This window comes from Mesorhizobium sp. dw_380, from assembly GCF_018588885.1.
In the GTDB taxonomy this organism is placed as follows: Bacteria; Pseudomonadota; Alphaproteobacteria; order Rhizobiales; family Rhizobiaceae; genus Mesorhizobium.
The window spans coordinates 22,361-48,349 of sequence record NZ_JAFFIW010000004.1 but is presented as its reverse complement, the minus strand read 5'-3'; the positions used below and the strand labels follow the sequence as shown (position 1 = coordinate 48,349).

Here is a 25,989-nt window from a genome sequence, read left to right as displayed (position 1 = left end):
TCCGCTGCGGCAAACCTGCCGCCGGCGCACGTCGCAAACGAATAAATACACCTTTCATTTTACGACATTGAAATGCGTCGCTTTTGAATGCGCGCGCGTCGTCCCATAACAAGCGGCCCCATTGCGCATGCGGCAATGCTCGCAGATCGAGGAGCGAGAATTCATGGCCGATCTTATCGTCGTCTACTGGCGCGACATCCCTGCCCAGGTCATCGTCAAGAAGGGCCGGCAGAATGCCAAGCGCGAGCTGCCGTTGCGCTTCACCGAGGCCATCGACATGTGCGCCATGCGCACCGGCGCCGGCGGCACCGACGACTACCTTGCCGAATGGCGCAAGGCCGATCCGGTCCCGGTTGGCGACGACCTGGAAGCCGAGGTCGAAAAGGCGTTCAACGATATCGATGTAAGGTATGACCGCGAGCGGCTGGTCGCTCTGGTCAAGGCGGGCGGCAAAGAAAATGTCTGAGATCACCCCTGCCAAGGATGGCCCGGCGGTTACGCAGGCCACGCTCGTCAAGAAGGCGGCGCCGAAATCCGACTACAAGCCGGCCGACGTGTCGCCGCAGCGGCGCGTGCAGCGCTCATTTGCGGTCAGGCTGTGGTCTGTGCGGCACTCGCGATTGCTCGAATGGTTCTACGCCCGCTTCGCCGACACCTTCCTGCTGCTGCATCCCTTGTGGAAGGGCATCGGTTACGGCCGCGTCGAGGCGCCGGTGAAATTCGTCGAGAAGCGCGTCAAGGGCTTTATGTTCGACTGCCGCATGTGCGGCCAATGCATCCTGTCCTCGACCGGCATGTCGTGCCCGATGAACTGCCCCAAGCAGCTGCGCAACGGCCCTTGCGGCGGCGTGCGCGCCAACGGCAATTGCGAGGTCGAGCCCGATATGCCCTGCGTCTGGGTCAAGGCCTGGGAAGGTTCGAAGAACATGGTCAACGGCGACAAGATCCTCGCCGTGCAGAAGCCTGTCGACCAGTCGCTACGCGAAACCTCGGCCTGGCTGCGCGTCACCGCGCAGGCGGCGGCAGCCCGTGAAGCCGCGGCGACGCCAAAGACCGGAGCCTCCGCATGACCGCCCATCAGCGCGACGAGAATCCGGCCGGCATTCATCTGCCGCTCGACCCACTGCCCGGCCACACCTCGCGTGGCCGGCTCGAGCGCGTGCTGCGGCGCGGCGAATTCGCGGTAACGACCGAACTCAATCCGCCTGACAGCGCCGATCCGGAAGACGTCTACAACAGGGCGAAGATCTTCGATGGCTGGGTCGACGCCATCAACGCCGTCGATGCGTCCGGCGCCAACTGCCACATGTCCTCCGTCGGCATCTGCGCGCTTCTGACCCGCATGGGCTACGCCCCGATCATGCAGATCGCCTGCCGCGACAAGAACCGCATCGCCATCCAGGGCGACGTGCTGGGCGGCGCGGCGATGGGTGTCGCCAACATGCTGTGCTTGACCGGCGACGGCGTGCAGGCTGGCGACCAGCCCGGCGCCAAGCCGGTGTTCGACCTCGATTCCATGTCGCTGCTCGAAACCATCCGCATCATGCGCGACAACGGCAAGTTCCTGTCCGGCCGCAAGCTCACCACGCCGCCGCAGCTGTTCCTGGGTGCGGCCGTCAACCCGTTCGCGCCACCCTTCGACTTCCGCCCGATCCATCTCGGCAAGAAGATCGCCGCCGGCGCGCAATTCGTGCAGACGCAGTATTGTTTCGACGTGCCGATGTTCAGGACCTTCATGCATAAGGCGCGCGATCTCGGCCACACCGAGAAGGTGTTCGTCCTGTGCGGCGTTGGCCCGCTCGCCTCGGCCAAGACCGCCAAGTGGATCCGCTCCAATGTGCCGGGCATCCACATCCCCGATGCCATCATCAAGCGGCTGGAGGGCGCCCAGGACCAGAAGAAGGAAGGCAAGCAGCTCTGCATCGACATCATCAACGAGGTGAAGGAAATCCCAGGCGTCTCCGGCGTCCATGTGATGGCCTACCGCCAGGAGGAATATGTCGCCGAGATCGTCGATGAATCCGGCGTGCTCAGGGGCCGCCAGCCGTGGAAGCGCGAAATCCGCCACGACGACCAGATGGTTGCCGACCGGCTCGACCACATATTGCATGACGAGATTACCGAAACGCAGGTGGACATGGTGAAGACCGCGCATTGATCCGCGCGGAGGACCACCATTCGCTTGATCGAAATCAGATAACGATATAAAGAACTCTTTATATCACGACGGAGAGATTTCATGACCCGGACCATCGTTGCCTCGGCGACACGAGAAATCATCATCGGCTTCGACCAGCCCTTCTGCGTGATTGGCGAGCGCATCAACCCGACCGGTCGCAAGAAGCTCGCCGCCGAGATGGTCGCCGGCAATTTCGAGACCGTCATCAAGGACGCGCTGGAACAGGCCGCCTGCGGCGCCACCATGCTCGACGTCAATGCCGGTGTCACCGCGGTCGACCCTAACGCGACCGAGCCGGCACTGCTGGTGCAGACGCTGGAAATCGTGCAGGGCCTGGTCGACCTGCCGCTGTCGATCGACTCCTCCGTCACCGCCGCGATCGAGGCGGCACTCAAGGTCGCCAAGGGCCGCCCGCTGGTCAATTCCGTCACCGGCGAAGAGGAAAAGCTCGAAGCCATCCTGCCGCTGATCAAGAAATACAATGTGCCGGTCGTTGCCATCTCCAACGACGAGACCGGCATTTCGATGGATCCGGACGTGCGCTTCGCCGTCGCCAAGAAGATCGTGCAGCGCTGCGCCGATTTCGGCATTCCGGCGCATGACGTCGTCGTCGACCCGCTGGTCATGCCGATCGGCGCGCTGGGCGATGCCGGCCGCCAGGTGTTCGCGCTGCTGCGTCGGCTGCGCGAAGAGCTCAAGGTCAACACCACTTGCGGCCTGTCAAACATCTCCTTCGGCCTGCCGCACCGCCACGGCATCAACGCCGCCTTCATCCCGATGGTGATCGGCGCCGGCATGACGAGCGCGATCATGAATCCGGTGCGGCCGCAGGAAATGGAAGCCGTTCGCGGCGCCAATGTGCTGAACGGCACCGACGAGAACTGCACCAACTGGATCCGTACCTACAAGGACTACAAGCCTGCCGAAGGCGGCCAGGCGGTCGCGGCGCCAACGGCGGTCAACGCACCCGGTGAAGGCGGCAATGGCGGCGGTCGCCGTCGCGGTGGCCGTGAAGCCCGCATGGCCAGAGGATAAGCGCGCAATCGTGAGCCGCACTGCAAACCACGCTGGACCGATCGCATCATCGATGCGGTCGGACGGGTCTGCGTTGCGGTCAGGCGATACCCAATATGGCGTCGAACAACGCCATTCCCGCCCACGAGCCAAATATGCCGGTCACGCCGCCTATGACGAAATCATCGTCGTAAGCAGGCCAGAACCCGTGCAGCAGCAGCACTGCCACAATCGTGCCGAGAATTCCGGAGGCCAGATATTGCGGATTGCGCAGCCATGGACCCTTGAGCAGGCGCACCATGGTAAAGACAGTGAATATGCCGGACAGCAGGAGATCGGACATGATTGGCCTCTGGACGATCAGACACTCCGCCCAATAATGAAACGATCCGTTAAACGGTATCGACAATCCTTACCGAGACACGTGCACGCATGAACTCGCCTGCCAACATCACCGATCCACTCGTGCTGTTCATGCCGTCGGGCAAGCGCGGTCGGTTTCCGGTCGGAACGCCGGTGCTGGATGCCGCGCGCCAGCTTGGCGTCTATGTCGAAAGCGTGTGCGGTGGCCGCGCCACGTGCGGGCGCTGCCAGGTCGAGGTGCAGGAAGGCAATTTCGCCAAGCACAAGATCGTCTCCTCCAACGATCACATCTCGCCCAAGGGGCCCAAGGAAGAGCGCTACGAACGCGTGCGCGGCCTGCCCGAACGACGCCGCCTCTCCTGCTCGGCGCAGATCCTCGGCGACCTCGTCATCGACGTGCCGCAGGATACCGTCATCAATGCGCAGACCATCCGCAAGGATGCCGACACTAGGGTGATCGCCCGCGATGCCGCGATCCGCATGTGCTATGTCGAGATCGAAGAGCCCGACATGCACAAACCGCTCGGCGATCTCGACCGGCTGAAGATCGCGCTGATGAAGGACTGGGGTTTCAAGAACCTCGAATTCGACTTCTACCTGCTGCCACAAGTGCAAGGCATATTGCGCAAGGGCAACTGGACCGCGACCGCCGCAATCCACAAGGATGCCGACAGCGACATCGCGCGTGTCATCGCGCTATGGCCAGGCCTCAAGAACGAAGCCTATGGCCTTGCCTGCGACATCGGCTCGACCACCATCGCCATGCATCTGGTGTCGCTGCTGTCGGGCCGCGTCGCAGCCTCCTCCGGCACGTCGAACCCGCAAATCCGCTTCGGCGAGGATCTGATGAGCCGCGTCTCCTATGTGATGATGAACCCGGATGGCCGCGAGGGCATGACTGTTGCCGTGCGCGAGGCGATCTCCAGCCTTGTCGACAAGGTCTGCGCGGAAGGCAACGTCCAGCGCAACGACATTCTGGATTCCGTCTTCGTCGGCAATCCGATCATGCACCATCTGTTCCTCGGCATCGATCCGACCGAACTCGGCGGCGCCCCCTTCGCGCTCGCCGTTTCGGGCGCGGTACGTATCAAGGCATCCGACATCGGCCTCAAGCTTAACCAGGGCGCGCGGCTCTACATGTTGCCTTGCATTGCCGGCCATGTCGGCGCCGACGCGGCGGCGGTCACGCTGTCGGAAGGGCCGCATCGCCAGGACGAGATGATGCTGATCGTCGACGTCGGCACCAATGCCGAGATCGTGCTCGGCAATCGCGCGCGCGTCGTGGCCGCCTCCTCTCCCACTGGTCCGGCCTTCGAGGGCGCCGAAATCTCCGGCGGCCAGCGTGCCGCCCCCGGCGCCATCGAGCGCGTGCGCATCGACCCCGACACGCTGGAGCCGAAATACCGCGTCATCGGCTCGGAACTGTGGTCCGACGAGCCGGGTTTCCTCGACAGCGTGCAGGCAACCGGTGTCACCGGCATCTGCGGCTCCGGCATCATCGAGATCGTGGCGGAGATGTATCTCGCCGGCGTCATTTCGGAGGATGGCGTCGTCGACGGGTCACTTGCCGCACGTTCGCCACGGGTCGTCGCCAATGGCCGCACCTTCTCCTATGTGCTGAAGGACGGCGAGCCGAAGATCACCATCACCCAGACCGATGTGCGCGCCATCCAGCTTGCCAAGGCGGCCCTTTATGCCGGCACCAAGCTGTTGATGGAAAAGCAGAACACGGAGCATGTCGATCGCATCCACTTCGCCGGCGCCTTCGGCTCCTTCATCGATCCGAAATACGCCATGGTGCTGGGCCTGATCCCCGACTGCGACCTCGACAAGGTCTCGGCCGTCGGCAACGCCGCCGGCGCCGGTGCGCGCATGGCGCTCTTGAACCGCGGCTATCGCCGCGAGATCGAGGAGACGGTGAGCCAGATCGAGAAGATCGAGACCGCGCTGGAACCGAAATTCCAGGAGCATTTCGTCTACGCCATGGCGCTGCCCAACAAGGTCGATCCGTTCCCGAAACTGTCGGCGGCGGTGAAGCTGCCGCCACGCAAGACGGTCAGCGAGGACGGCATCGCCGGCGACGCCACCCCGCGCCGGCGTTCGCGCGAAGGCCACGCGGCGCGGCGTGGTCGGGAATAACCAGCCGCGCCCAAGCTGCCGCCACTCCAAACTCATTTGTATGCAAATGTTTCCAAATCGCGCCGATCTGGAAACCGAAACGCTGTTTTCGCGAAATCCATCCGATACATGGCAAGTGCATTTACCCGGCATCGAGCGGTCGCCGAAGCATGTCGCCCAAAAGTGCTCAGCGGTTTTGGGAAAACGACATGCGCCATGAACAAGTCCTTGGCACCGCTGCTCTTCAAGGGAGATGAAAATGTTGATGTTCGAAAATCTCGGCCGCTTCGGTGTCACCATCAGGCAGGCCCATGCCAGGAATAAAGCGATCCGCGCACTGAACAGCCTGCCGGCGCATGTCCAGAAGGACATCGGCTGGCCGGCATCGCCGCCGAACGATCCGCAGGCTGCACTCGCCTCGCTGCTTCTGGGTGCGGGGCGCTGATGACTTTCGCTGAGAAATGCAAATTGCTCGGCCGCCGTCGGGGACCTCGGAAGTCCTCGATGGTCAGCAACCGGTTGCGCGCCGCGCTCTTGCAGCGTCGCTGACGACGCGGCGTGGATCACAGCAGCGTGTGGACACGGCGCAAATCTTGACATTTTCGGCTGGGGCACGATCTTCAAAGCGAGGGGAGAATTCTCTTAGTCGGCTGTCGCCGAAGTTCGTGTATGCGCATGCCAAGTTTGAAAAGCCACGTCGTCTCCTTCGTGCTCAGGTACAGCCGTAAAAAGGCGTTTTCCAGCCCGGAAAACCTGCAGCGCTGGATTGCTGCCGCACGCAGGACCGAGGACCATCACCCGCCGGCCTCGCTGCATCAGCGTTTCAACATCGAGATGCGCGCCGTTGACGGCTTCGCGGTTTACGAGATCGCTCCCAGGGCCGGCGTACGAAAGCGGATACTCTACCTGCACGGCGGCGCCTATGTCTTTGAAATCACACCCTATCATTGGCATCTGATCGCGGACATGGCTGACCGGCTCGGCTATGCCATAACCGTGCCGATCTACCCCATCGCCCCCGAACATGATTTCCACGCGATGTTCGGCATGGTCGGCGAGGTCTATCGCCGGATGCTCGAAGAGACCGAACCGGAGGACATCGTCTTCGTGGGCGACTCCGCCGGCGGCAACATGGCCGTGGTGCTCACCATGATGGCGGCCAAAGAGGGTCAGCCGCTGCCGTCGCGCCATGTGCTGATTTCACCCGGCCTCGACGTTTCGCTTGCGAACCCCGAAGTGTTCGAGGCGGAGCGGAACGATCCCTGGTTGGGCATCGCGGGCGGACGGGAGGCGATACGGCTCTACAGTGCAGGAATGGATCCGGCGGACTGGCATATCAGTCCGGTCTATGGCGATCTCTCGGTGTTGCCCAAGACATTGCTTCTGACGGGCTCGCGTGATCTCCTCACGCCCGACAATTTGATCTTCGCGCAAAAAGCGCGTGCAGCCGGCGTCGAGGTCGAGGTCATATACGAGGAAGGCATGTTTCATGTCTGGCCGCTGATCGACATGCCGGAATCGCGACGCGCGCGCGAACGCATCGCCGCGTTTCTAAGTGAGAGCCGCCCGCCGATCAGGCAAGGCAAGAGGACAGGGCTCGAAGCGCCCTCCGCCGAGGCGGCGCAATAGTGCATCCAGCTTGAATCTGACGTTGCTCGCGGATCAGAACTTGCCGGTTTCCCGGAACACTTCGAACGTCGCGCGGATATGGTCGGCGACGGCCTTGACCGGCGCGCTGGCGTCCGGCGCCACCACCATCGCCAGATTGTAGGTGCCGATATCGGGCATGCCGTCCTTCGGGCAGAGTTCGACCATGTCGTTGCCGAGGAAGGACTTCGGCAGCGGCGCCACGGCGAGATCGGACATGATGGCGGCCCGCTGCCCGGCCGTATGGGCGCTCATATAGGCAATACGGTAGTTGCGCCCTTCGCGGCCCAACGCTTCGAGCGCGCCGGCCCGCCAGGCGCAACCCTCTTCCCACAGTGACACCGGCAGCGGTTCACGCAGATGCGCGCAGCCGCCCTTGGCGCCGGCCCACACGATCGGCTCGGTCAGCAGCACCTCGGCGCCGAGGGCGCTGGTCTTGTAGGAGTTGGTCAGAAGCGTGATGTCGAGCGCCCGGTCGTCCATGCGTCGGCGCAGGTTGCTGCTCTGGTCGATGGTGACGTCGACGGCGATCGAGGGGTGCGACTGCGCGAAACGCTTCAGCACATGCGGCAGCACGCGCTCGCCATAATCGTCCGGCGAGCCGAGCCGCACCACGCCGACGATATCGGGAATGATGAACTTCGACACCACCTCGCGATTGATCGACAGCAGCCGGCGGGCGTAGCCGAGCAGCACCTCGCCGTCCGTGGTCAGCGTCACCGAACGCGCGTCGCGCGCGAACACCGAGCGGCCAAGAATGTCTTCCAGCTTCTTGATCTGCATCGACACCGCCGACGGCGTGCGAAAGACGGCATTGGCGGCGGTGGTGAAACTGCCGGTCTCGGCAATCGCCACGAAAGTGCGCAAAACGTCGAGATCGAGCAGCGGCAGCGGATGATTGAGTGGGGCGTTCATGCGATCAGCCTTCAATTTTTCTGATACAAAGCATCATTCCATTTCGTTTGATTGAACATCAGATCGGAAGCATAGTCAACTCCATCGATTACGGATGCTGCCACAAGCAGCCACGAAACGACCAAGACACAAACCCGCAATCGACATGAAATGAAGCTGAAACAGACCTGACGTAACCCGGCTGCTGCCTGGCAATCCCTGCCCCGGCACATAAGGAGAAATGAAATGTCTATCCTGTCGTCCCTCGGCCGCATCGCGACCGAATTCAGCGCGGCCCGCGCCCGCTATCAGACCGAACGCGCCATCCGCTCCTTGCCGATCGAACTGCAGAAGGATATCGGCTGGCCTGAGGCTTCCGACGCCAAGACCGGTATTCGCAACGGCATCGGATCCTGGGCTGGAGCAAAGTAAATCGTGTGTAGCAAGTGCTGAAGGCCTGCCGCGCAACCCGCCCGGCAGGCCTTCTCTATTTTATTTGTATTCAAATGAATTCAGGAGCCATGCCGCCGCTGCATGGCGCATATGAACAAGCCGCATAGCATCATCATTTTTGATCTAACCGGCTGTAAACAATCATAGATTCTGGGCATCATGCCCAAATTTGTCGCATTCGGTGTCGCTTTTCATATCAAGCGCTTCGCTTTTGCGATTTAGTTTTTACTTACACAAGCCTATATCACCGCCAGCAAACGAGCTGCCCCACTCCATCAAGCGAAGGCGACCCGTCTAAGCAAACCGAATGGAGATGATCATGAAGCTTTTTGCCCGCCTTTTCGCCCGTCGCGAAATGAACCTCACCACCGCTCTCGAGCGTCAGCGTCTTGCCAACACCATGCCCGGCCAGACCGGCGCCATGGCCGCGGCGCGCCTCGGCTTCGTCGCCTGAAGATCTTTCGGGGCGCAGCGCATCCCTGCCGCTGCTCTCACCACTGTAGCGCCGCCCGGCTTGGCCGAGGCGGCGTTTTTGTTCCGTCGCCACGCGCTCCGGCGTGTTCATCGATCGCATTGCCCATTTGCGACCCATGTCGCAAATTTAATCTCATCGCGGCAGCGTAGCCAATTGACAGGCATGGTTTTTCCTGATGTCGCTATGCTATTCGCGACATCCTGTTCGCGTCATGGCCAGATGAGGTTCCCGTGAACGCCGTCAAGCATCCGATCAAGCGATCGTTTGTGTTCTTCCTTATCCCTGATTTCACCATGATCGCTTTTGCGACCGCGCTCGACCCCCTGCGCTCAGCCAATCGCATGCTCGGCTACGAGGCCTATCGCTGGCGCCTCGCCAGCATCGACGGCAAGCCGGTGCGCGCCTCGAACGGCGTCGAATGCGCAGTCAACACCTCGCTCGAGGAGGAACGCAAGAAGATGGCGGGCCCTGAACGGCCCAACATGGCCATCGTCTGCAGCGGTATCAACGTCGAGCGCTACCAGAACAAGTCGGCCTTCGCCTGGCTGCGCGAAGAGTACAATCGCGGCGTCGCGGTCGGCGGGCTCTGCACCGGCGCGCACATCCTCGCCGCCGCCGGCCTGCTGTCGAACAAGCGCTGCGCCATCCATTGGGAAAACCTGCCGGGCTTTTCCGAGGCATTTCCGAAGGCCAATGTCTTTGCCGACCTCTTCGAGATCGACCAGAACATCTACACCTGCGCCGGCGGAACCGCAGCGCTCGACATGATGCTGAAGCTGATCGGCGATGATTTCGACGAGAGCCTCGTCAACCGGGTCTGCGAGCAGGTGCTGACCGACCGCGTGCGCAGCCCGACCGACCGCCAGCGCCTGCCGCTGCGCGCCCGCCTCGGCGTGCAGAACTCGAAAGTGCTGACCATCATCGAGCTGATGGAGGCAAATCTCTCCGAGCCGCTGTCGCTGATCGAGATCGCAGACCATGTCGACCTCTCGCGCCGCCAGATCGAGCGCCTGTTCCGCACGGAGATGGGGCGGTCGCCCGCCCGCTACTATCTGGAAATCCGGCTCGATCGTGCGAGGCATCTGCTGATCCAGTCGTCAATGCCGGTGGTCGAGGTGGCTGTCGCCTGCGGCTTCGTCTCGGCCTCGCATTTCTCGAAATGCTATCGCGAGCTCTATGCCCGCTCGCCGCAGCAGGAGCGTGTCGACCGCAAGCAGCTGCTTGCGGCTTGATCCGCAATTCCGCGGATCAAGCCGTGGCCGGCTGCGCCTCCGCCGTCCGCATCGCCTCGATACGGATGTCTTCGGTCAGGCGCGCCTTGAGCGCCGAAAATTCCGCACTGGTTTTCAGCGTGTAGTGGCGCGGATGCGGCAGGTCGATGGCGACATCCGATTTGATGCGGCCGGGCCGCGCCGTCATCACGATCACCCGTGAGGCCATGAAGATCGCCTCCTCGATATCGTGCGTGACGAACAGCACCGTCTTCTTGCGCCGTTCCCAGATGCCGAGAAGCAGTTCCTGCATCAGCCCGCGCGTCTGGTTGTCGAGGGCGCCGAACGGCTCATCCAGCAACAGGATCTCCGGATCGTTGGCCAGCGCCCGGGCGATCGCCGTGCGCTGCTGCATGCCGCCTGACAGTTGTTTTGGCCAATGGTTTTCGAAGCCCTTCAATCCGACGAGATCGACATAGGAAGCAACGATCCCTTCCCGCTCCTTTTGCGCCATCCCGCGTTCGCGCAGGCCGAAGGCGATGTTTTCGGCCACCGTCAGCCACGGGAACAGCGTGTAGGATTGGAACACCATGCCGCGGTCCGGCCCCGGCCGCGTCACCGCCTTGCCGTCGAGCAGCACGCGGCCTTCGCTTGGCGCCTCCAGGCCGGCGACGATCCGGAGCAGCGTCGATTTTCCGCAGCCGGACGGCCCCAGAATCGTGATGAAATCATTGGCGGCGACTGCCATGTCGATCGGCATCAGCGCCCTGACCGGCTGTCCGCCGCGTACGCCGGCAAAGGTGCGCGAGACGCCCTCGATGAGAAGCTTGCTCACGCCAGGCTCCACGGAAAGAGCCAGCGGTTGAACGCCTTGAAGGCGAAGTCGGACAACAGCCCGATCAGCCCGATGACGATGATGCCGAAGATGATCTGTCCGGTCGCCAGCCGCGACTGGCTGTTGATGATCATGTAACCGATGCCGGAGGATGAGCCTATCAGTTCGGCGACGATGACATAGGTCCAGGCCCAGCCGAGAACCAGCCGCAGCGTCTCGGCGATCTCCGGCGCATTGGCCGGCATGATCACCCGCTTGACGATGCTGTTGTTCGTCGAGCCCAGCGTATAGGCGGCCTCGACCAGGTCGCGCCGCGTCGAACCGACCTTGACGGCGATGATCAGGATGATCTGGAACACCGAGCCGACGAAGATGACCAGCAGTTTTTCCAGCTCGCCAATGCCGGCCCACAGGATGAGCAGCGGGATGAAAGCCGAAGCCGGCAGATAGCGGGCGAAGGAGACGAAGGGTTCCAGGAACGCTTCCACCGGCTTCCAGGCACCCATGGCGATGCCGAGCGGCACGGCAACGACCGAGGCCAGCACAAAGCCGCCGAAGACGCGCCAGATGGTGATCAATATGTCGAGCCAGAAACGGTCCTCGACCAGCAGCCGCCAGCCGTCACGCAGCATCGACAGCGGGTCGGCGAGAAAGATGCGGTTGACGTGGCCGCCAAGCGTAATCCAGGCCCAGAAGAGAATGAACAGCACGAAGAAAGAAATGCCGAGCACGGTTCGCAGCCCCGGCGAAAGCGGATGCAAGGGGCGCATATTCACATCGTCCGCATCTTCAAATCGTCCCCATGCTCAATTCGTGCTTTGTCCAGGAGAACGCGACGGCGCAACGCGCCATCGCATGATGGCCAAAGCCGGACGATCAGTTCGACACCGCGCTTGTGTCGGCCAGCGTGGCGAGATCGGGTGCTTCCTTGATCAGCCCCATCTGCAGCAGCAGTTCGCCGGCTGTCTTGGAAAAATCCTGGAACTCCTTGGTGAAGAACTGCTTGTTCCCGGCCTTGTCAGCCCATTTCAGGTATTTGGCCGAATCCTCGAATTCCTTGGCCGACTGCTTCACGTCGGCACCCATCGTCTCGTAGGACTTCTGCGGATCCTTCTTGATCAGGTCGAGCGCATCGAAATAGCTGTCGGCGAGCGCCTTGGCGGCATCCGGGTTGGCCTTGAGGAATTCGGGCGTGCAGCCGACCGTGTCGAGAACCATCGGATAATCGAGCGTGGTCGCCAGTATATGGCCCTGGTCGGCCTTGTCGCGCACCGCCGAGATGAACGGCTCATAGGTGACCGCCGCATCGTTCTGGCCGGCAAGGAAGGCCTGCGCCGCGGCGTCCGGCTCCAGATTGACGACCGTCACGTCCTTGGTCGACATGCCGTTCTTGTTCAGCACCCATGCCAGCAGGAAGTAGGGCGACGTGCCCGGCGCCGAGGAGGCGACGGTCTTGCCCTTGAGATCGGCGACGGTCTTGATGTCGTTGCGCACCACGATGCCGTCCGCGCCATAGGATTTGTCGAGCTGGAATATCTGCTTGGTGGTCACCCCGCTGGCGTTCCACACCAGCCAGGTTTCGACCGTGGTTGCGGCGCATTGCAGGTCGCCGCTGGCGATGGCGAGCGGACGGCTGGCTTGTGGCACCTTCTTCAACGTTACGTCGAGGCCGTGTTTCTCGAAGAGGCCTGCCTGCTTGGCAAGCGTCAGCGGCGCGAAGCCGGTCCAGCCGCTGATGCCGATGGTGACAGAGGTGGCCGCCATCGCCGGAGCCGACAGACCGGCGGCAAGCGCCAATGCCCCAGCGAATGTAATTGTCCTGTTCATGTTAGTTCCCCTTTTGTTTTGTAGGGGAAATTGTTCACAGACACCAATGAGCTTGTCAATCAACAGGAACGTGTTTCGCCAGGGGTCGTCTTGTCGTCGAAGCTCGGCAGGGCCGAGCCTTTGCCCCGTCAGTTGTCGCAATAGCATTCGGCAGATGAGATGCGGTCGTTCCAGTCGCCGCCCAACTCGCGGGCGCGGCGCCTGATCTCGATCGATTCGCCCCTCATGTTCGTATGCTCATAGGCAACGAGGGTGCAGCCTCGGCGCACGAATACTGACGACACACGGTCGTTCCAAAACTGGCCGCCGCGAAAATTCACCGAATCGTCGGGGCCCATTTCGATCGACCGCCCGCGAAAATTCACGTGCTCGAACATAACGCAGGCGGGCTGGTCATCATATTGGGCACTGGCGGCGTCAGCGAAAAGCATGGACGCGACAGCAGTCAGGATGGCAACGCGTTTCATCTGGTATTTCCTCGGTTCGACCGCGCCCCCACCGGCTGGATAACCCGGTCCGGCCAGTTTGCCAATGCTCTGGCCGGCAGCCTACACTTAGCGGCTGTCCAGCATCCAGCTCCGGTTGCGCCACATCTTCTCGCCGACCTGACAGTCGGTGGCGGGCTTGTCCTGCGCCAGCACCACCGGCGGATGATCCGCCTCCTCCGCCGCCCATTGCGGCGAGGCCGGACCGGCAAGCTCGAGCACCAGCTTGCGGCGGACGGCTTCGGGAAATTGCGTCCAGTCGTTGACCGGGATCATGAAGGCTCCCGGCCCTCCGATGACACAGTCACTGTAGTAGCGGTCGAGATCGTTGACGTCGTAGGCGCCGGAAAACCCGCCTCGGGTCATCAGCGGCAGGCCGTTGATGATGATGCCTTGCCGGACCACCCCGTCGCGGGTGAGATCGACCGGCGGACCCTGGTTGTTGGGCCCGTCGCCCGAAATGTCGATGACGCGCTTGGTCCCCCGGTAGCCGCTTTCGGCGAAAAGGTCGCTGCCGAACTCCAGCGCGCCGGAGATCGAGGTGCGCCGCGCGCTGTCGGGCGGACGCGCCGACATTTGCGCGACCACCCGCTCCGCATCGGCTCGGGTTGCAATCACCGTCCAGGGCACGATGACGCGTTGCCAGCTGGTGCCGGCCCACTCGACATAGGTGACGGCGATCTTGCCATAGGCGCCATCGGCGATCGCCTGCAGCACATTGTCATGCGTCAGCGCCGCCGCGTAACCATGACGCTGGATCTCGAGCTCGTCCGCCGACATCGACAGCGAAACATCGACCGCCAGCACCAGCTCGACATCGACGGACTCATCCGCGAGGGATCCTCGCGCCAGCCAGAGCACCAGTGCCAACGCGGCGCAGCCGGAAAGGAGATGTCTTGCAAAGGACAAAGCAGACATGCCGCCAGGGTAAGCGAGAATCGGCCGCTGACAAAGGAAAAAGCCGACACTGCCGGTTCGTTACCGCGCCGCTCACGACTCGGCGGCAGGCTGGCCTGCTTCAGCGCATCAGACTGTAACCAACTGGACCGACGCATCGACATCGGCCACCGCCCCGTCGATCGCGCGCACCACCGGTTTGCCGCTATAGCCCTCACCGACGATATTTCTGACGATGACCTTGGTGTCAGCGCCGCTGGCATAGACAAACGGCGACGCTTCAGGAACGCCGTCCGCCCGTCGGGTATGACAATTCAGCACTTCGAAAGTGCCCCCGGTGACGGAGATCAGCCCGCCATCGCTGCGCCCATTGCCTGTCGGGTTGGACATGCCGAAGGATATCCACGAATTTGCGAGTTGTGTGTAGCCGCCTAGCGCGACAATCAGCGCGCCAAAGCAGGGCTGCGCCGCATTACGACCTTCGAACTCGCAGTCGCGAATGCGCAGCATCGATTGCTCGCCGTCTATCACCAGCGCCGAATGTCCGTCTGCGGTGACGTAGAAATTGGCGATTGTCGTCTTCGACTGCGATGCAGTCTGCATCAGAAATCCGCTCGCGGCTAGCATCGACGGCGGTGAATCAAGGAACAGGGTTGACGGCACGAAACGGCAGTCCGAACCTGCAAGGCAGAACGCTTGTTCGGTGACATTGTTGACATTCCAAAAGCCGTCCATGACGCAGGCTGTCATAGGTTGCTTGACGGTGGACGAGCCGAACAGGCTCGGTCCATTCTGCCATGAGATGTCCCGAAAGGTTGACGTCCAGATCACACAGTTGTCGTTCGGATGGAACAGCCGCGACGTTGCATTGGCATTGAACGAGAGGCCGCTGAGATACAGGCCGAAGATCTCACCGTTCGGCAATGTCAGCCAGCCCCGCGGCGAAGGCTGGTTGATATTCACAATTTGCGGCAGGACGGATGGGGTACGCCCCTGGTCGACGGCGCGGCGGTCGGCCCCGACCATCGCGAAACCGCTGTACACCAGCTGCTGATTGGAGAAGTCATACGCCCGCAGCTCATCAAGCACGAGTGTTGGTTTATACGCCGCGGTTTTGTAGGTCGTGCAAAAATTGGCGAGCTTGACGTCGTCGGTCGACCCGGCAAGGCTTGAAAAATTGACCTCCGCGGCAACGACCCTCGCCGTCGCGGATGCGATGCGCGGCACCAAAATAGCACCAAGTGCTGCAGCTCCGGCGGCCAGACTCTGACGTCTGCTGATCTCGACCATCAGGGCCTGCCCCATGCTTGCGCGACGCACCTTCGACACGCAAGTTTTACGAGTTGCGCAAAATTGTCAAAGTATCTCTTGCGCTTCAGGGCGTCAGGACAAGTATCAGGGTCACTCTTCTTGTCGCTCAGCTCCTCGGCTTCAGATTCTCCGGGTCGTAGAGCGGCTTATAGCCGACTGCCGCCACTTCGACCGGATAGGTCTCACCGAAATATTCCACCTTGAGCTTGCGTCCTTCTTGCGCGTGCGACCACGGCAGATAAGCGAGCGCGATGTTCTTGCCGATGGTCGGGCCATAGGCGACCGAAGTGGTGAAGGAGCGGCGCCCGAGTTCGTCGACCAGCGTCTCGCCGGTGGCGGGATCCAGCACCGGCATCGTGCCGACCGGATAACGCGCGACCCCCTTGGAATCGGTGTTCTCGGTCATCACCAGCGTGCACAGCATCGCCGGCTGGTGCTCGCGGGCGCGGTATTCGACATGCCTGGCCTTGCCGCAGAAATCGCTCTCCTTGACCTTCGGACGGGCGAGATCGGCTTCCAGCAGATTGTACTCGGTCAGGAGGTCGGCGTTCTGCAGGCGCAGGCTCTTTTCCATCCGGCGCGTATTGGCATAGGTCTCGACGCCGAACGGCATCACGCCAGTCGAGCGCAGCGCGTCCCAGACGGCAAGGCCGTCCTCGTAGCGCATATGCAGTTCCCAGCCCTGCTCGCCGACATAGGAGATGCGGAAAGCGGTGACATCCTTGCCGCCGATCCTGACCGGCTTGATCGCCGCGAACGGGAAATTCTCAAGAGAAAGCGCCTCCGGGTTCTCGACCACTTTCTGCAGGGTTGCGCGCGCGTTCGGCCCCCAAATGCCGATGGTGACGAATTTTTCGGTCACGTCTGTGATGGTGACATCGAAACCTTTGTCCTGCGCGGTGCGGCGCATATACTGGAAATCGCGCGGACCGGCGTCGGCGCCGTCGATCACCCGGCAGCGGTCAGCCATGCGGATGACGGTGAAGTCGGCGCGCACCATGCCTTCCTCGTCGAGGAAGTGGGTATAGATGCCTTTGCCGATATTGTTGTCGCCGCCGATCTTGGCCGCGCACAGCCATTCCAGCAGCGCGACATGGTCTGGTCCCTCGACGTCATACATCGAGAAATGCGACAGGTTGACGATGCCGCAATCCTCGCTCATCGCCAGATGCTCGGCATTGGAGACACGCCAGAAATGGCGGTTGTCCCATTCGTTCTCGCGCACCGGCACGCGGTTGCCGTATTTCTCCAGGAGATGCTCGTTGGCGGCATAGCCATGGGCGCGCTCCCACCCGCCCAGTTCCATGAAATAGCCGCCGAGTTCCTTCTCACGCTCCCAGAAGGGCGAGCGCCTAATATTGCGGGCCTTGGAGAACGGCTCGCGCGGATGCACCGCCGGATTATAGACCTTCATCGCCGTCTCGGTGCAGCGATCCCAGATGAACTGTTCCTTGGTCTGATGCGGATAGAAGCGCGCATAGTCGATGGCATGGTGGTCGATCGCCGTGCGGCCGTCCGTCATCCAGTCGGCGATCAGCTTGCCCATGCCCGGGCCGTCCTTGACCCAGATGGCGACGGCATACCAGAGGCCCCGCACCTTCTGGCTTTCGCCCATCGACGGGCCGCCATCGGCCGTCACCTGCAGCAGGCCGTTGAAGGAATGGCTTTCATTGTAACCGAGTTCGCCCAGGATCGGCGTCAGCTCCATGGCGCGTTCGAGCGGCGCCAGGATCTGCTCCATGTCGAGGTCGCGCTGCGACGGCGACAGCCGCGCCTGATCCTTCTCCAAGAGGTCGCGCGGATGGCAGAGACGCGGATTGGTCTCTTCGTAATAGCCCCATTCGATCTGACCGCCTTCGGCGGTTTTGGGATCGCCGGTGTCGCGCATATAGGCCGAGTTGCCCTGGTCGCGCAGCAGCGGCCAGCCGATCTCCTTGCCGGTGCCGGCGAACTCGTTGTAGGGACCGAAGAAGGTCAGCGGATGGTCGATCGGCATGACCGGCAGGTCTTCGCCGACCATTTCGGCAATCAGCCGGCCCCAGATGCCGGCGCAGACGATGACATAGTCGGCTTCGATCGTGCCGCGGTCGGTCACCACGGCGCTGATGCGGCCGTCCTTGACGATGAGCGACCTTGCCGGCGTATTGGCGAAGGATTTTAGCTTCCCCGATGCTTCCGCCTGGTCGACCAGTTTGCCGGCGACCGTCTGCGAACGCGGAATGACGAGGCCGGCATCGGGATCCCAGAGGCCGCCCTGCACCATCCCTTCTTCGATGAGCGGGAATTTTTCCTTGATCTCGGCGGGTTCGATCAGGCGCGCGCGTGTGCCAAAAGCCTTTGCCGAGGCGATCTTGCGCTTGATCTCGTCCATGCGGCTGTCGTCACCGACGCGAGCCACTTCGAGACCACCGATACGCGCGTAGTGACCCATCTTCTCGTAGAAATCGATGGAATAAATCGTCGTCCAGCAGGACAGGAAATCGTGGCTGGTCGTGTAACAGAAGTCGGAAGCGTGCGCCGTCGAGCCGATATCGGTCGGGATGCCCGACTTGTCGATGCCGACGATGTCGTCCCAGCCACGCTCGATCAGGTGATGGGCGATCGATGCGCCGACAATACCGCCGAGGCCAATGATGACGACCTTCGCCTTTTTCGGAAACTCTGCCATTGCCCGCGACTCCAAAGTGAAAAGCGGGCGGACTATAGGGCGGAGCGGTAGGGAGATTGAAGCCTGTTTGCGACATTGCGAAAGAGCCGAGCGACCCTGACGAAAGAACGCGCTTCCCAAGTGCCACCAATCAGAATTCCTTATGCGCCGGAGTTAGGTGGAAACCTCCATGAGCTGCTCGAAGACACGCTGCTTGGCTCCCTGCACGCTGTCCTCAAGCGACTTCGCCATGGCCAGATGCGCGGCGATCGCGCTGGCCAGTATGCAGCCTGTTCCGCGCATCGATCCGGCAAGGCGAGGCATGTCGAAGCGAACAGGTTCCTGGTCGGAACTCAACAGGATGTCTATTGATCTTGCCCCTATTGCATGACCGCCCTTGAGCAGCACGGCTCGCGGCCCGGCCGCTAGCAATCGCCTTCCCTGCCGCAGCACGTCTTCGTCGTCCGCGGCCAATTCCGCCCCGGTCAGGATCGCCAGTTCGACAAGATTCGGCGTGACAAGACGGCAAAGCGGCATGAGATCCCGCTTCAAGACCCCGATCGCAGCCGGTTCCAGCAGTTGCCTGCCTGAAGAGGAAGCCAGCACTGGATCGAGGACGGCCGGTATCCGCGGATGTTCGCGCAGCACGGCGGCAACCGCCGCGATGACACGTCCCGCTGAAAGCATGCCGATCTTTATCGCCGATACTTTATTGGCCCGCAGCGCCGCACGCATCTGATCGGCAACCAGGCTGGGCTGCATATGGTGGATTGCCGTAACGGATTGATGTGTCTGCACCGTTACCGCGGTGACGGCAACGCAAGTGCGCAGACCTATGCACGAGATCGTCTCGATGTCGCGTGCAATCCCGGCGCCTCCGCTGGAATCCGATCCGCCAACAACAAGTACGTGCGGGTCTTGCCTCAGCGCCATCGCTTCGTCTTTTCGAGCCATTCCCTGGCCCGCGCCTCGGGATCCGGGTTCAGCGTTATGTCGGTCACCACCGCAGCGCTGTCGGCACCAGCCTCAAAAACGCCATCAAGCCGCTCGGGATTGAGGCCGCCGATGGCGACCAGCGGAGTGGGCGCGACCATGCCCTTCCAAACCCGGAGCCTTTCGAGCCCCTGCGGCGCCCATTTCATCTTCTTCAGGATGGTTGGGTAGACGGGACCTAGCGCAAGGTAATCGGGCGCGGCGGCTATGGCCGTCGCCAGCTCGGCATGATCGTGGGTGCTCAGTCCGAGCCTGATGCCGGCCGCCCGTATCTCAGGGAGGTTGGCGGCTTGCAGATCCTCCTGACCCAGATGAACGAAGTCGCAGCCCTCCTCGATCGCCAGGCGCCAATGATCATTGACGATGAGCTGGCAATGGTGCCGGGCGCACAAGGCTTTTGCCTTGCGGATTTCCACGCGCAGCCCGTCCTCGTCCATGTCCTTGATGCGGAGCTGCACCAGCCTGACGCCAAGCGGCACCAGCCGCTCGATCCAGGCGGCGCTGTCGACGATCAGGTAGAACGGATCGAGCTTCATGAAAGAACCGCCCTGCCGAATGTCGGCGTCGATGGCACGGCGACATCGCGGGGCTCGAGCAATCCCGAACCGAAGGCCTCCCGCCCGGCGTCGACTGCCTTGCTGAAAGCGCGCGCCATGCCGACAGGATCGGCCGCCTTGGCCACCGCCGTGTTGAGGAGCACGGCATCAAAGCCGAGTTCCATGACGGTTGCCGCGTGCGACGGTCGTCCAAGCCCGGCATCCACAATCAATGGAACGTCGGGGAAATGCCCACGCATCGAGCGCAGCGCCATGATGTTGACCGGCCCGAGAGCCGAGCCGATCGGCGCGCACCACGGCATCAGAACCTTGCAGCCCGCGCCGAGCAGCCGCTCGGCGACAACGAGATCGTCAGTGGTATACGGGAACACTGTAAAACCGTCTTCGCACAGGATGCGGGCAGCTTCGACCAGGCCGAACACGTCCGGCTGTAGCGTGTCATGGTTGCCGATCACTTCGAGCTTGATCCACGACGTGCCGAAGACCTCGCGCGCCATCTTCGCGGTCGTGACGGCTTCCTTCACGGAGTGACAGCCGGCGGTGTTGGGCAGGATCCTCACGCCCAGCGAGTTGACCAGCGACCAGAATTTCTCGCCGCCCCTGCCGCCGGCCATTTCACGGCGCAGCGAGACCGTCACCACCGAGGCACCCGACGTCTTGACCGCATCGGCGAGGATGACCGGCGAAGGATACTGGGCGGTGCCGAGAAACAGGCGCGAAGGCAGTGCCGCTCCGAGAAGATCGAACATGTCTAGCCTCCCTGCATGGGCGAAAGGATTTCGATCCGATCGCCGTCGTTCAATCGGAATTCCACTCGTTCGGCTTTGTGTACGAGGTCACTATTGACGGCCGTCGCCAGCCAGTCGCCTTCATAGTCAAGCTCGGCAAGCAGGGCCGCCAGCGTTGCGGCGACGCTGTCCAGGGCTTCTCCGTTAACGATCAGTTTCATGCGCAAGCTCCTACGCGTTTGTCGATATCGAAGAGGATGTCAGCGGCCTGCCGCGCCATGGCAGGGGCAAGCAGGAAGCCATGGCGATAAAGCCCGTTGATCGCGACGCCGTTTCCGAGCGTTTCGATGCGTGGCAAATTATCGGCAAAGGCTGGGCGGACACCGGCGCTCGTTTCGACGATTGCCGCCTCGCCAAAGGCCGGATGGAGCGCGCAGGCGGCGCCGGCCAGCTCCATCATGGAACGGACGGTGACCGGGCCGACCTCATCGCTTTCGATCATCGTCGCGCCGGCCATGAAATGGTGATCGGCGCGCGGCACGATGTAGAGCGGAAAGCGCGGATGCAGCAGCCGGACGGGGCGAGACAGCGAGATATCCGGCGTGCGCAGGATCAGCATCTCGCCGCGAACGCCGCGCAGCGCCGCGTCATCCGCCGCGATCCCCCGGCAGTCGACCTCGCATTCGAAACCGGGAAGGCCTTGGCCGTCGATTGCGAAACGGAAGTCGACGCCCATCGCGACGAGCTTGTCATGAAGCGCCGTCATCACCCGGCGCGGGTCGAGATGCGCTTCGCCAGAGAAGAACAGGCCCCGCTTGAAGCGGCCGGCGAGGTCGGGCTCCAGCTTTGCGATGTCCTCCTCGCCCAGCCAGCGATGGCCCGAGGTGCGGCTGGCGAAGCGGTCGAGCTCGCCCACATCGCGCGGCGGCGCGACGACGAGCGTTCCCGCCCGCGTCGCCTGGCCGGGCAGAACGGCATCCCACCAGTCGGCGGCGCCGCGTCCGAGATCCAGTACCGGTTGCTCGGCGCTCTCGCGCTCGCACCATGGCGCTAACATGCCGCCTGCAGACCATGACGCGTTGCCGCCCATCTGGCTCCGAATTTCAGCAACCGTGACGGACGCACCCCGCGCGGCTAATTCATGGGCGACGGTGAGGCCTGCCACACCGGCGCCTTTGACAAGGACGCGGCGCATGGCTCAGCGCGTCCCCTGGTCGTCCTGCGCCAAAGCCTGGTCTTCCGCCCCGGGCGTTTCGACCGGCACATAGAGATCGCCGCCTTCGCGATATTTCGCCGCCATCGCCGCCATGCCTTCCTTCTGTGCCTCGGCGCGGATGTCGTGGGAAATGCGCATGGAGCAGAATTTCGGCCCGCACATCGAGCAGAAATGCGCCACCTTGTGCGCCTCCTTGGGCAAGGTCTGGTCGTGGAAGGAACGCGCGGTTTCGGGATCGAGCGACAGGTTGAACTGGTCCTCCCAGCGGAACTCGAAGCGCGCCCGGGAAAGGGCATCATCCCTGACTTTCGCCGCTGGATGCCCCTTCGCGAGGTCGGCGGCATGGGCCGCGATCTTGTAGGTGATCACGCCGGTCTTGACGTCGTTGCGATCGGGAAGGCCGAGATGTTCCTTCGGCGTGACGTAGCAGAGCATGGCGGTGCCGAACCAGCCGATCATCGCCGCGCCGATGCCGGAGGTGATGTGATCGTAGCCCGGCGCAATGTCGGTCGTCAGCGGTCCAAGCGTATAGAACGGCGCCTCGCCACAGACAGCGAGCTGCTTGTCCATGTTCTCCTTGATCTTGTGCATCGGCACGTGGCCGGGCCCCTCGATCATCACCTGGCAATCCTTCGCCCAGGCGATCTGCGTCAGCTCGCCGAGCGTTTCCAGCTCGGCGAATTGCGCCGCGTCGTTGGCATCGGCGATGGAGCCCGGACGAAGACCATCGCCGAGCGAGAAGGACACGTCATAGGCGCGGCAGATGTCGCAGATCTCCGCGAAATGCTCGTAGAGGAAGCTTTCCCGGTGATGGTGCAGGCACCATTTGGCCATGATCGACCCGCCGCGAGAGACGATGCCCGTGACCCGGTCGACCGTCAGTGGGATGTAGTGCAGCCGCACGCCGGCGTGGATGGTGAAATAGTCGACGCCCTGTTCGGCCTGTTCGATCAGTGTGTCGCGGTAGACCTCCCAGGTCAGGTCCTCCGCGATGCCGCCGACCTTTTCGAGCGCCTGGTAGAGCGGCACCGTGCCGATCGGCATCGGCGCATTGCGGACGATCCAATCGCGGATGTTGTGGATGTTGCGGCCGGTCGACAGGTCCATCACCGTATCGGCACCCCAGCGGATCGCCCAGACCATCTTTTCGACCTCTTCGGCCATCGACGATGTGACCGCCGAATTGCCGATATTGGCATTGATCTTGACCAGGAAATTGCGGCCGATGATCATCGGCTCGCTCTCGGGATGATTGATGTTGGCGGGAATGATTGCGCGCCCTCGAGCCACCTCGTCACGCACGAATTCCGGCGTCACGAAATCTGGAATCGTCGCGCCGAAGGCTTCGCCGTCGCGCTCAAGCTTGCCGCGCAGCATCTCGCGGCCAAGGTTCTCGCGGATGGCGACGAACTCCATTTCAGGCGTGATAATGCCGGCGCGCGCATAGGCGAGCTGTGTCACCGCCTTGCCGGCCTTGGCCCTGAGCGGTCGGTTGCGTACCCGAAATTCCGGTGTCAGGCGCTCGCCCGCCGCGAATCCGTTGTCTTCCGGCTGGACATGGCGACCGTCATAGGCTTCGACATCGCCGCGCGCGATAATCCATTCATGGCGAAGCCGTGCAAGGCCGTTCTCAATGCTGGTTTCGACTGTCGGGTCGGTATAGGGGCCGGACGGATCGTAGACGATAACGGGCGGCTCGCCGGCCGTTGGATGGACGGAGATTTCGCGCATCGGCACCCTGATCTGCGGGTGGATGGCACCGGGCTTGTGGATTTTCCGCGAGGCGGGCAGTGGTCCCGTCGAAACAGCGGGGGTGAGGGCATTCATCTTGAGGCTCCTTTGCTCATTGCATTGGAGACCCAGTTCTGTGCCGGAAGGATGAAAAGACGCTTCTGTCGACCTGCCGAAACAGGACCTCGGGCATAGACTCCCGCAAAGCGCTTGCACCGTCCCTACGCCAGTATGAACTGGATCAGGTTCAACGGGTCACTGCGCCGCGAAAGCCAGCAGTATCTCAGCCCCTTGCCGGGACTCCCCTGGTGAATTCTTGGAGTTGAACGGGCCGTCGCTATCTTGTCAAGCGTATTTGGCCGTGCGGCAATCGGGACTGATTGCCGTTGTGAACGGAAGGTTGGCCGCGAAGCCTAGGCGAAGGCCCAGATGTCCTCGGCCTGGAAGCCGACCTGGTAGCCCGCGGTCTTCAGCTTGACCACAACCTGACCAATCTCCGGGGCCGGCAGCGCGCCGACCTCGACCTTGATCATGCCGGGGCGGTAGCGCTCGAGGTCGAGCTGCTCGAACACCATCCAGTCGGCGCCCTCGCAATCGACGAGGAAGGCGTCGATATGGGCAATGCCGTTGCGGTCGAGCAATGTCTGCAGCGTTTCCGACGGCACCTCGATATCCCTGAGGTGCGGCACGAATTTGTTGAAGTTGGCGTCGGCCTCGCCCCAGGCATTCTTGCCCGACATCAGGTTGGTGTCGGTGACCGATGAGCAGCCGATGAACTCGATCGGCAGCGTGCCGGCCTCGAGCGCCGCGGCATCGAAGGTGTGAACGGTGATTGTGCCCTTGGTCCTGGTCACCGCCACGGGCTCGATGACAAAGCGATCCGTATCGGGATAGTTGGCGCGCAGCCGCTTCTGATTGTACGGGATCGGCTCGACCAGCATCGCGCGGGCGCGCGGAATCTTATGCAGCCAAGGCGTGACGTCATCGAACAGCGCGCCGTCGCAAGCGCCGACATTGACCATCTGGAAAGGCCGCCCCGACCCGCCGAAACGCGCCTTCAGCGCTGCCCTGGCGAGGAATTTCGTGCCGCGCAGCGATGGCCCGCGATCGAGCAGGCCTGAGGGAAGGCCAAGCGACAGCGCGATGCGCGTCAGGCCGGATAGCGAACTCATGGCTTGTCTCCTGATATGACGTGCAAGGCGGCGCGATGCTGGCCACGAGCCACGGCCGCCCAGAGCGCCATGAACGGCGTCGCCAGCAGCAGGAATGGCGGGATCAGATGCGGGAAATAGATGCGCGTATCGTGGATCGGAAAGACGGTGAACTTCGCCAGCGCGCCAAGCACCAGCGCGGCGAACAGGACGCCGGCACGGCGATCAAGCCAGAAGCCGGCGCGGCCGGCCGCAAACCAGCCGGCCAGCGCCAGCACCGAAACGCCGACCCAGCTGTTCAGGTTGACGGCTCGCAGCAGCGAAGTCGCAAAGGTCCTGAGATAGGCGGCGGCCGAGAACGCCGGCTCGAACCCGTCCATATTGTAGTGCTGCTCGATGCTGGAAAACCACAGATGCGGCCACCAGCCGGGATGATGGGCCCAGTGCGAGATGGCGAAATAGGCGATGAGGGACGCGGCAAAGCCGGCCAGCGCGCCCCATGCCTTCTGCCGGAAGGCAACAAGCAGCATCGCGAAAATGGCAAGGAACACGATATTGTCCGGCCGCACCATGAAGGCGAGGAAGAGCAGGATCGCCGTCGCCACCTCGCGGCCGCGGACATAGGCGTAGAGCCCGCCGAGCAGCAGCGCCGACGTCAGTAGATCCGGCGTCGAAGCACGCGCCGCATCGCCGAAATCGGCCATGATCAGCACCGCGCCGACCACCGGCGCCATGGCCAATGCTTTTTCCCTGCGCAGCCAGAGCAGCGTGATGCCGCCGAACAGCAGCACCGAAAACACCTGCACCAGCCGCATCGCCTCGACCGGTGACATCGCCGCGCTCAACGTCGACAGGATCTCGGCATAGAGGAACTTGATCCGGTACATGCCGAGCAGTGAATGGAAGTCGGCGGCATTCTCCGTCATGTGGCTGCGGAAGCCGCCGCCATCGTCGGTCAGCGTCTTGTAGTCGCCGGCCGACACGCCCGATCTGACGGTGCTGTAGGCATAATCGTGCAGCGCCTGCGCATCGGGATAGGAGCTTTCCCCTGATATTGCGAGATAGGGCAGCATGTCCCAATTGGCTTCGGGCATCACCCAGGCCGTGAACGCCGTCAAAAGGATGTAGAGCGCGAAGGCCGCCGCGCCGATGGGTGCGGCCAGCCGCGCATAAGTCCCCTCGCCCCACGCCAAGCCGGCCTCGGCGAGCCGGTCGAGCGGGTTTTGCGCAGCGGGCGACTTGGTCAGCATGGTTTAC

At 62.7% G+C, this 25,989-nt stretch carries 27 protein-coding genes and 1 riboswitch; of the genes, 10 read left to right on the top strand and 17 right to left on the bottom strand.

What is annotated here, in order from left to right; all coding sequences use genetic code 11:
* Window positions 1-163: 163 nt before the first annotated feature.
* The 4 genes from JT360_RS05080 to JT360_RS05065 all read left to right on the top strand — a co-directional run bounded on the left by JT360_RS05080 (window position 164) and on the right by JT360_RS05065 (window position 3,214).
* Window positions 164-466, top strand: a complete 303-nt coding sequence (locus tag JT360_RS05080) for a virulence factor (protein ID WP_214470466.1) — start codon at window positions 164-166, stop codon at window positions 464-466.
* Window positions 459-1,070 carry a methylenetetrahydrofolate reductase C-terminal domain-containing protein gene (locus JT360_RS05075; protein WP_214470465.1) on the top strand — a complete coding sequence of 204 codons (612 nt, stop codon included), beginning with the start codon at window positions 459-461 and terminating at the stop codon, window positions 1,068-1,070. Before JT360_RS05080 ends, JT360_RS05075 begins: the two co-directional genes overlap by 8 nt.
* A complete protein-coding gene (locus JT360_RS05070) occupies window positions 1,067-2,158 on the top strand; it encodes a methylenetetrahydrofolate reductase (protein WP_214470464.1) in 1,092 nt (363 codons plus the stop codon). Before JT360_RS05075 ends, JT360_RS05070 begins: the two co-directional genes overlap by 4 nt.
* Window positions 2,159-2,239: 81 nt before the next feature.
* The gene (locus JT360_RS05065) at window positions 2,240-3,214 is read left to right on the top strand and encodes a methyltetrahydrofolate cobalamin methyltransferase (RefSeq protein WP_214470463.1); all 975 of its coding nucleotides are present in this window, start codon (window positions 2,240-2,242) and stop codon (window positions 3,212-3,214) included.
* 79 nt (window positions 3,215-3,293) lie between these two features.
* Here the strand turns inward: JT360_RS05065 and JT360_RS05060 are convergent, their stop codons facing one another.
* A complete protein-coding gene (locus tag JT360_RS05060; RefSeq protein ID WP_250888626.1) occupies window positions 3,294-3,536 on the bottom strand; it encodes a hypothetical protein in 243 nt (80 codons plus the stop codon).
* An 89-nt stretch (window positions 3,537-3,625) separates the two neighbouring features.
* Here JT360_RS05060 and JT360_RS05055 point away from each other — a divergent pair, with 89 nt between their 5' ends.
* From JT360_RS05055 to JT360_RS05045, 3 genes are all read left to right on the top strand, one after another.
* A complete protein-coding gene (locus JT360_RS05055) occupies window positions 3,626-5,695 on the top strand; it encodes an ASKHA domain-containing protein (RefSeq protein WP_214470462.1) in 2,070 nt (689 codons plus the stop codon).
* A 238-nt stretch (window positions 5,696-5,933) separates the two neighbouring features.
* On the top strand, window positions 5,934-6,119 hold the full coding sequence (locus tag JT360_RS05050) for a hypothetical protein (RefSeq protein ID WP_214470461.1): 186 nt from the start codon (window positions 5,934-5,936) through the stop codon (window positions 6,117-6,119).
* Between the two features lie 230 nt (window positions 6,120-6,349).
* A complete protein-coding gene (locus JT360_RS05045; RefSeq protein ID WP_214470460.1) occupies window positions 6,350-7,303 on the top strand; it encodes an alpha/beta hydrolase in 954 nt (317 codons plus the stop codon).
* A 33-nt stretch (window positions 7,304-7,336) separates the two neighbouring features.
* Here the strand turns inward: JT360_RS05045 and JT360_RS05040 are convergent, their stop codons facing one another.
* The gene (locus JT360_RS05040; protein ID WP_214470459.1) at window positions 7,337-8,236 is read right to left on the bottom strand and encodes a LysR substrate-binding domain-containing protein; all 900 of its coding nucleotides are present in this window, start codon (window positions 8,234-8,236) and stop codon (window positions 7,337-7,339) included.
* Between the two features lie 225 nt (window positions 8,237-8,461).
* Here JT360_RS05040 and JT360_RS05035 point away from each other — a divergent pair, with 225 nt between their 5' ends.
* The 3 genes from JT360_RS05035 (at window position 8,462) to JT360_RS05030 (ending at window position 10,375) form a co-directional block, all read left to right on the top strand.
* Entirely contained in the window at window positions 8,462-8,647 is a 186-nt protein-coding gene (locus tag JT360_RS05035) for a hypothetical protein (RefSeq protein ID WP_214470458.1), read from the top strand.
* A gap of 340 nt (window positions 8,648-8,987) precedes the next feature.
* Window positions 8,988-9,122, top strand: coding sequence for a hypothetical protein (locus tag JT360_RS33955; RefSeq protein ID WP_013894968.1), 135 nt, complete (start codon window positions 8,988-8,990; stop codon window positions 9,120-9,122).
* Window positions 9,123-9,436: 314 nt separating this feature from the next.
* A complete protein-coding gene (locus JT360_RS05030) occupies window positions 9,437-10,375 on the top strand; it encodes a GlxA family transcriptional regulator (RefSeq protein ID WP_250888640.1) in 939 nt (312 codons plus the stop codon).
* A gap of 16 nt (window positions 10,376-10,391) precedes the next feature.
* On the opposite strand, the gene JT360_RS05025 is transcribed toward JT360_RS05030, so the two are convergent.
* From JT360_RS05025 to JT360_RS04955, 15 genes are all read right to left on the bottom strand, one after another.
* Window positions 10,392-11,189: an ABC transporter ATP-binding protein gene (locus JT360_RS05025; protein ID WP_214470456.1), complete on the bottom strand. Its 798-nt coding sequence runs from the start codon at window positions 11,187-11,189 to the stop codon at window positions 10,392-10,394.
* Window positions 11,186-11,959, bottom strand: a complete 774-nt coding sequence (locus JT360_RS05020; protein WP_214470455.1) for an ABC transporter permease — start codon at window positions 11,957-11,959, stop codon at window positions 11,186-11,188. The genes JT360_RS05025 and JT360_RS05020 overlap by 4 nt, the downstream gene beginning before the upstream one ends.
* A 106-nt stretch (window positions 11,960-12,065) precedes the next feature.
* Window positions 12,066-13,016: an ABC transporter substrate-binding protein gene (locus JT360_RS05015; protein ID WP_214470454.1), complete on the bottom strand. Its 951-nt coding sequence runs from the start codon at window positions 13,014-13,016 to the stop codon at window positions 12,066-12,068.
* Between the two features lie 128 nt (window positions 13,017-13,144).
* Window positions 13,145-13,483 (bottom strand): peptidase inhibitor family I36 protein, encoded by a 339-nt coding sequence (locus tag JT360_RS05010; RefSeq protein WP_214470453.1) that lies wholly within the window; start codon window positions 13,481-13,483, stop codon window positions 13,145-13,147.
* An 87-nt stretch (window positions 13,484-13,570) separates the two neighbouring features.
* Window positions 13,571-14,419 (bottom strand): DUF1194 domain-containing protein, encoded by an 849-nt coding sequence (locus tag JT360_RS05005; protein ID WP_214470452.1) that lies wholly within the window; start codon window positions 14,417-14,419, stop codon window positions 13,571-13,573.
* 108 nt (window positions 14,420-14,527) lie between these two features.
* Window positions 14,528-15,688 carry a hypothetical protein gene (locus tag JT360_RS05000; RefSeq protein WP_214470451.1) on the bottom strand — a complete coding sequence of 387 codons (1,161 nt, stop codon included), beginning with the start codon at window positions 15,686-15,688 and terminating at the stop codon, window positions 14,528-14,530.
* Window positions 15,689-15,815: 127 nt separating this feature from the next.
* Window positions 15,816-18,377 (bottom strand): GcvT family protein, encoded by a 2,562-nt coding sequence (locus tag JT360_RS04995; protein WP_214470450.1) that lies wholly within the window; start codon window positions 18,375-18,377, stop codon window positions 15,816-15,818.
* A gap of 153 nt (window positions 18,378-18,530) precedes the next feature.
* Complete coding sequence (locus JT360_RS04990; protein WP_214470449.1) at window positions 18,531-19,289, bottom strand: hydroxymethylpyrimidine/phosphomethylpyrimidine kinase; 759 nt, start codon at window positions 19,287-19,289, stop codon at window positions 18,531-18,533.
* Window positions 19,280-19,885 carry a thiamine phosphate synthase gene (locus tag JT360_RS04985; RefSeq protein ID WP_214470448.1) on the bottom strand — a complete coding sequence of 202 codons (606 nt, stop codon included), beginning with the start codon at window positions 19,883-19,885 and terminating at the stop codon, window positions 19,280-19,282. The genes JT360_RS04990 and JT360_RS04985 overlap by 10 nt, the downstream gene beginning before the upstream one ends.
* Window positions 19,882-20,655, bottom strand: a complete 774-nt coding sequence (locus tag JT360_RS04980; RefSeq protein ID WP_214470447.1) for a thiazole synthase — start codon at window positions 20,653-20,655, stop codon at window positions 19,882-19,884. Before JT360_RS04980 ends, JT360_RS04985 begins: the two co-directional genes overlap by 4 nt.
* A 2-nt stretch (window positions 20,656-20,657) precedes the next feature.
* Window positions 20,658-20,855, bottom strand: a complete 198-nt coding sequence (thiS, locus tag JT360_RS04975; protein WP_214470446.1) for a sulfur carrier protein ThiS — start codon at window positions 20,853-20,855, stop codon at window positions 20,658-20,660.
* Window positions 20,852-21,829, bottom strand: coding sequence for a glycine oxidase ThiO (thiO, locus tag JT360_RS04970; RefSeq protein WP_214470445.1), 978 nt, complete (start codon window positions 21,827-21,829; stop codon window positions 20,852-20,854). The genes thiS and thiO overlap by 4 nt, the downstream gene beginning before the upstream one ends.
* A 3-nt stretch (window positions 21,830-21,832) precedes the next feature.
* Complete coding sequence (gene thiC / locus JT360_RS04965; RefSeq protein ID WP_214470444.1) at window positions 21,833-23,677, bottom strand: phosphomethylpyrimidine synthase ThiC; 1,845 nt, start codon at window positions 23,675-23,677, stop codon at window positions 21,833-21,835.
* A 104-nt stretch (window positions 23,678-23,781) separates the two neighbouring features.
* Window positions 23,782-23,898, bottom strand: a riboswitch (TPP riboswitch).
* Window positions 23,899-23,994: 96 nt separating this feature from the next.
* Entirely contained in the window at window positions 23,995-24,753 is a 759-nt protein-coding gene (locus tag JT360_RS04960; protein ID WP_214470443.1) for an FkbM family methyltransferase, read from the bottom strand.
* Complete coding sequence (locus tag JT360_RS04955) at window positions 24,750-25,982, bottom strand: glycosyltransferase 87 family protein (RefSeq protein WP_214470442.1); 1,233 nt, start codon at window positions 25,980-25,982, stop codon at window positions 24,750-24,752. The genes JT360_RS04960 and JT360_RS04955 overlap by 4 nt, the downstream gene beginning before the upstream one ends.
* Window positions 25,983-25,989 lie beyond the last annotated feature (7 nt).

Bases quoted from the DNA above. Each gene is read 5' to 3' on its own strand.
- JT360_RS05080 (WP_214470466.1), top strand. From the start codon at position 164: ATGGCCGATCTTATCGTCGTCTACTGGCGCGACATCCCTGCCCAGGTC.
- JT360_RS05075 (WP_214470465.1), top strand. From the start codon at position 459: ATGTCTGAGATCACCCCTGCCAAGGATGGCCCGGCGGTTACGCAGGCC.
- JT360_RS05070 (WP_214470464.1), top strand. From the start codon at position 1,067: ATGACCGCCCATCAGCGCGACGAGAATCCGGCCGGCATTCATCTGCCG.
- JT360_RS05065 (WP_214470463.1), top strand. From the start codon at position 2,240: ATGACCCGGACCATCGTTGCCTCGGCGACACGAGAAATCATCATCGGC.
- JT360_RS05060 (WP_250888626.1), bottom strand. From the start codon at position 3,536: ATGTCCGATCTCCTGCTGTCCGGCATATTCACTGTCTTTACCATGGTG.
- JT360_RS05055 (WP_214470462.1), top strand. From the start codon at position 3,626: ATGAACTCGCCTGCCAACATCACCGATCCACTCGTGCTGTTCATGCCG.
- JT360_RS05050 (WP_214470461.1), top strand. From the start codon at position 5,934: ATGTTGATGTTCGAAAATCTCGGCCGCTTCGGTGTCACCATCAGGCAG.
- JT360_RS05045 (WP_214470460.1), top strand. From the start codon at position 6,350: ATGCCAAGTTTGAAAAGCCACGTCGTCTCCTTCGTGCTCAGGTACAGC.
- JT360_RS05040 (WP_214470459.1), bottom strand. From the start codon at position 8,236: ATGAACGCCCCACTCAATCATCCGCTGCCGCTGCTCGATCTCGACGTT.
- JT360_RS05035 (WP_214470458.1), top strand. From the start codon at position 8,462: ATGTCTATCCTGTCGTCCCTCGGCCGCATCGCGACCGAATTCAGCGCG.
- JT360_RS33955 (WP_013894968.1), top strand. From the start codon at position 8,988: ATGAAGCTTTTTGCCCGCCTTTTCGCCCGTCGCGAAATGAACCTCACC.
- JT360_RS05030 (WP_250888640.1), top strand. From the start codon at position 9,437: ATGATCGCTTTTGCGACCGCGCTCGACCCCCTGCGCTCAGCCAATCGC.
- JT360_RS05020 (WP_214470455.1), bottom strand. From the start codon at position 11,959: ATGCGCCCCTTGCATCCGCTTTCGCCGGGGCTGCGAACCGTGCTCGGC.
- JT360_RS05015 (WP_214470454.1), bottom strand. From the start codon at position 13,016: ATGAACAGGACAATTACATTCGCTGGGGCATTGGCGCTTGCCGCCGGT.
- JT360_RS05010 (WP_214470453.1), bottom strand. From the start codon at position 13,483: ATGAAACGCGTTGCCATCCTGACTGCTGTCGCGTCCATGCTTTTCGCT.
- JT360_RS05005 (WP_214470452.1), bottom strand. From the start codon at position 14,419: ATGTCTGCTTTGTCCTTTGCAAGACATCTCCTTTCCGGCTGCGCCGCG.
- JT360_RS05000 (WP_214470451.1), bottom strand. From the start codon at position 15,688: ATGGTCGAGATCAGCAGACGTCAGAGTCTGGCCGCCGGAGCTGCAGCA.
- JT360_RS04995 (WP_214470450.1), bottom strand. From the start codon at position 18,377: ATGGCAGAGTTTCCGAAAAAGGCGAAGGTCGTCATCATTGGCCTCGGC.
- JT360_RS04990 (WP_214470449.1), bottom strand. From the start codon at position 19,289: ATGGCGCTGAGGCAAGACCCGCACGTACTTGTTGTTGGCGGATCGGAT.
- JT360_RS04985 (WP_214470448.1), bottom strand. From the start codon at position 19,885: ATGAAGCTCGATCCGTTCTACCTGATCGTCGACAGCGCCGCCTGGATC.
- JT360_RS04980 (WP_214470447.1), bottom strand. From the start codon at position 20,655: ATGTTCGATCTTCTCGGAGCGGCACTGCCTTCGCGCCTGTTTCTCGGC.
- thiS (WP_214470446.1), bottom strand. From the start codon at position 20,855: ATGAAACTGATCGTTAACGGAGAAGCCCTGGACAGCGTCGCCGCAACG.
- thiO (WP_214470445.1), bottom strand. From the start codon at position 21,829: ATGCGCCGCGTCCTTGTCAAAGGCGCCGGTGTGGCAGGCCTCACCGTC.
- thiC (WP_214470444.1), bottom strand. From the start codon at position 23,677: ATGAATGCCCTCACCCCCGCTGTTTCGACGGGACCACTGCCCGCCTCG.
- JT360_RS04960 (WP_214470443.1), bottom strand. From the start codon at position 24,753: ATGAGTTCGCTATCCGGCCTGACGCGCATCGCGCTGTCGCTTGGCCTT.
- JT360_RS04955 (WP_214470442.1), bottom strand. From the start codon at position 25,982: ATGCTGACCAAGTCGCCCGCTGCGCAAAACCCGCTCGACCGGCTCGCC.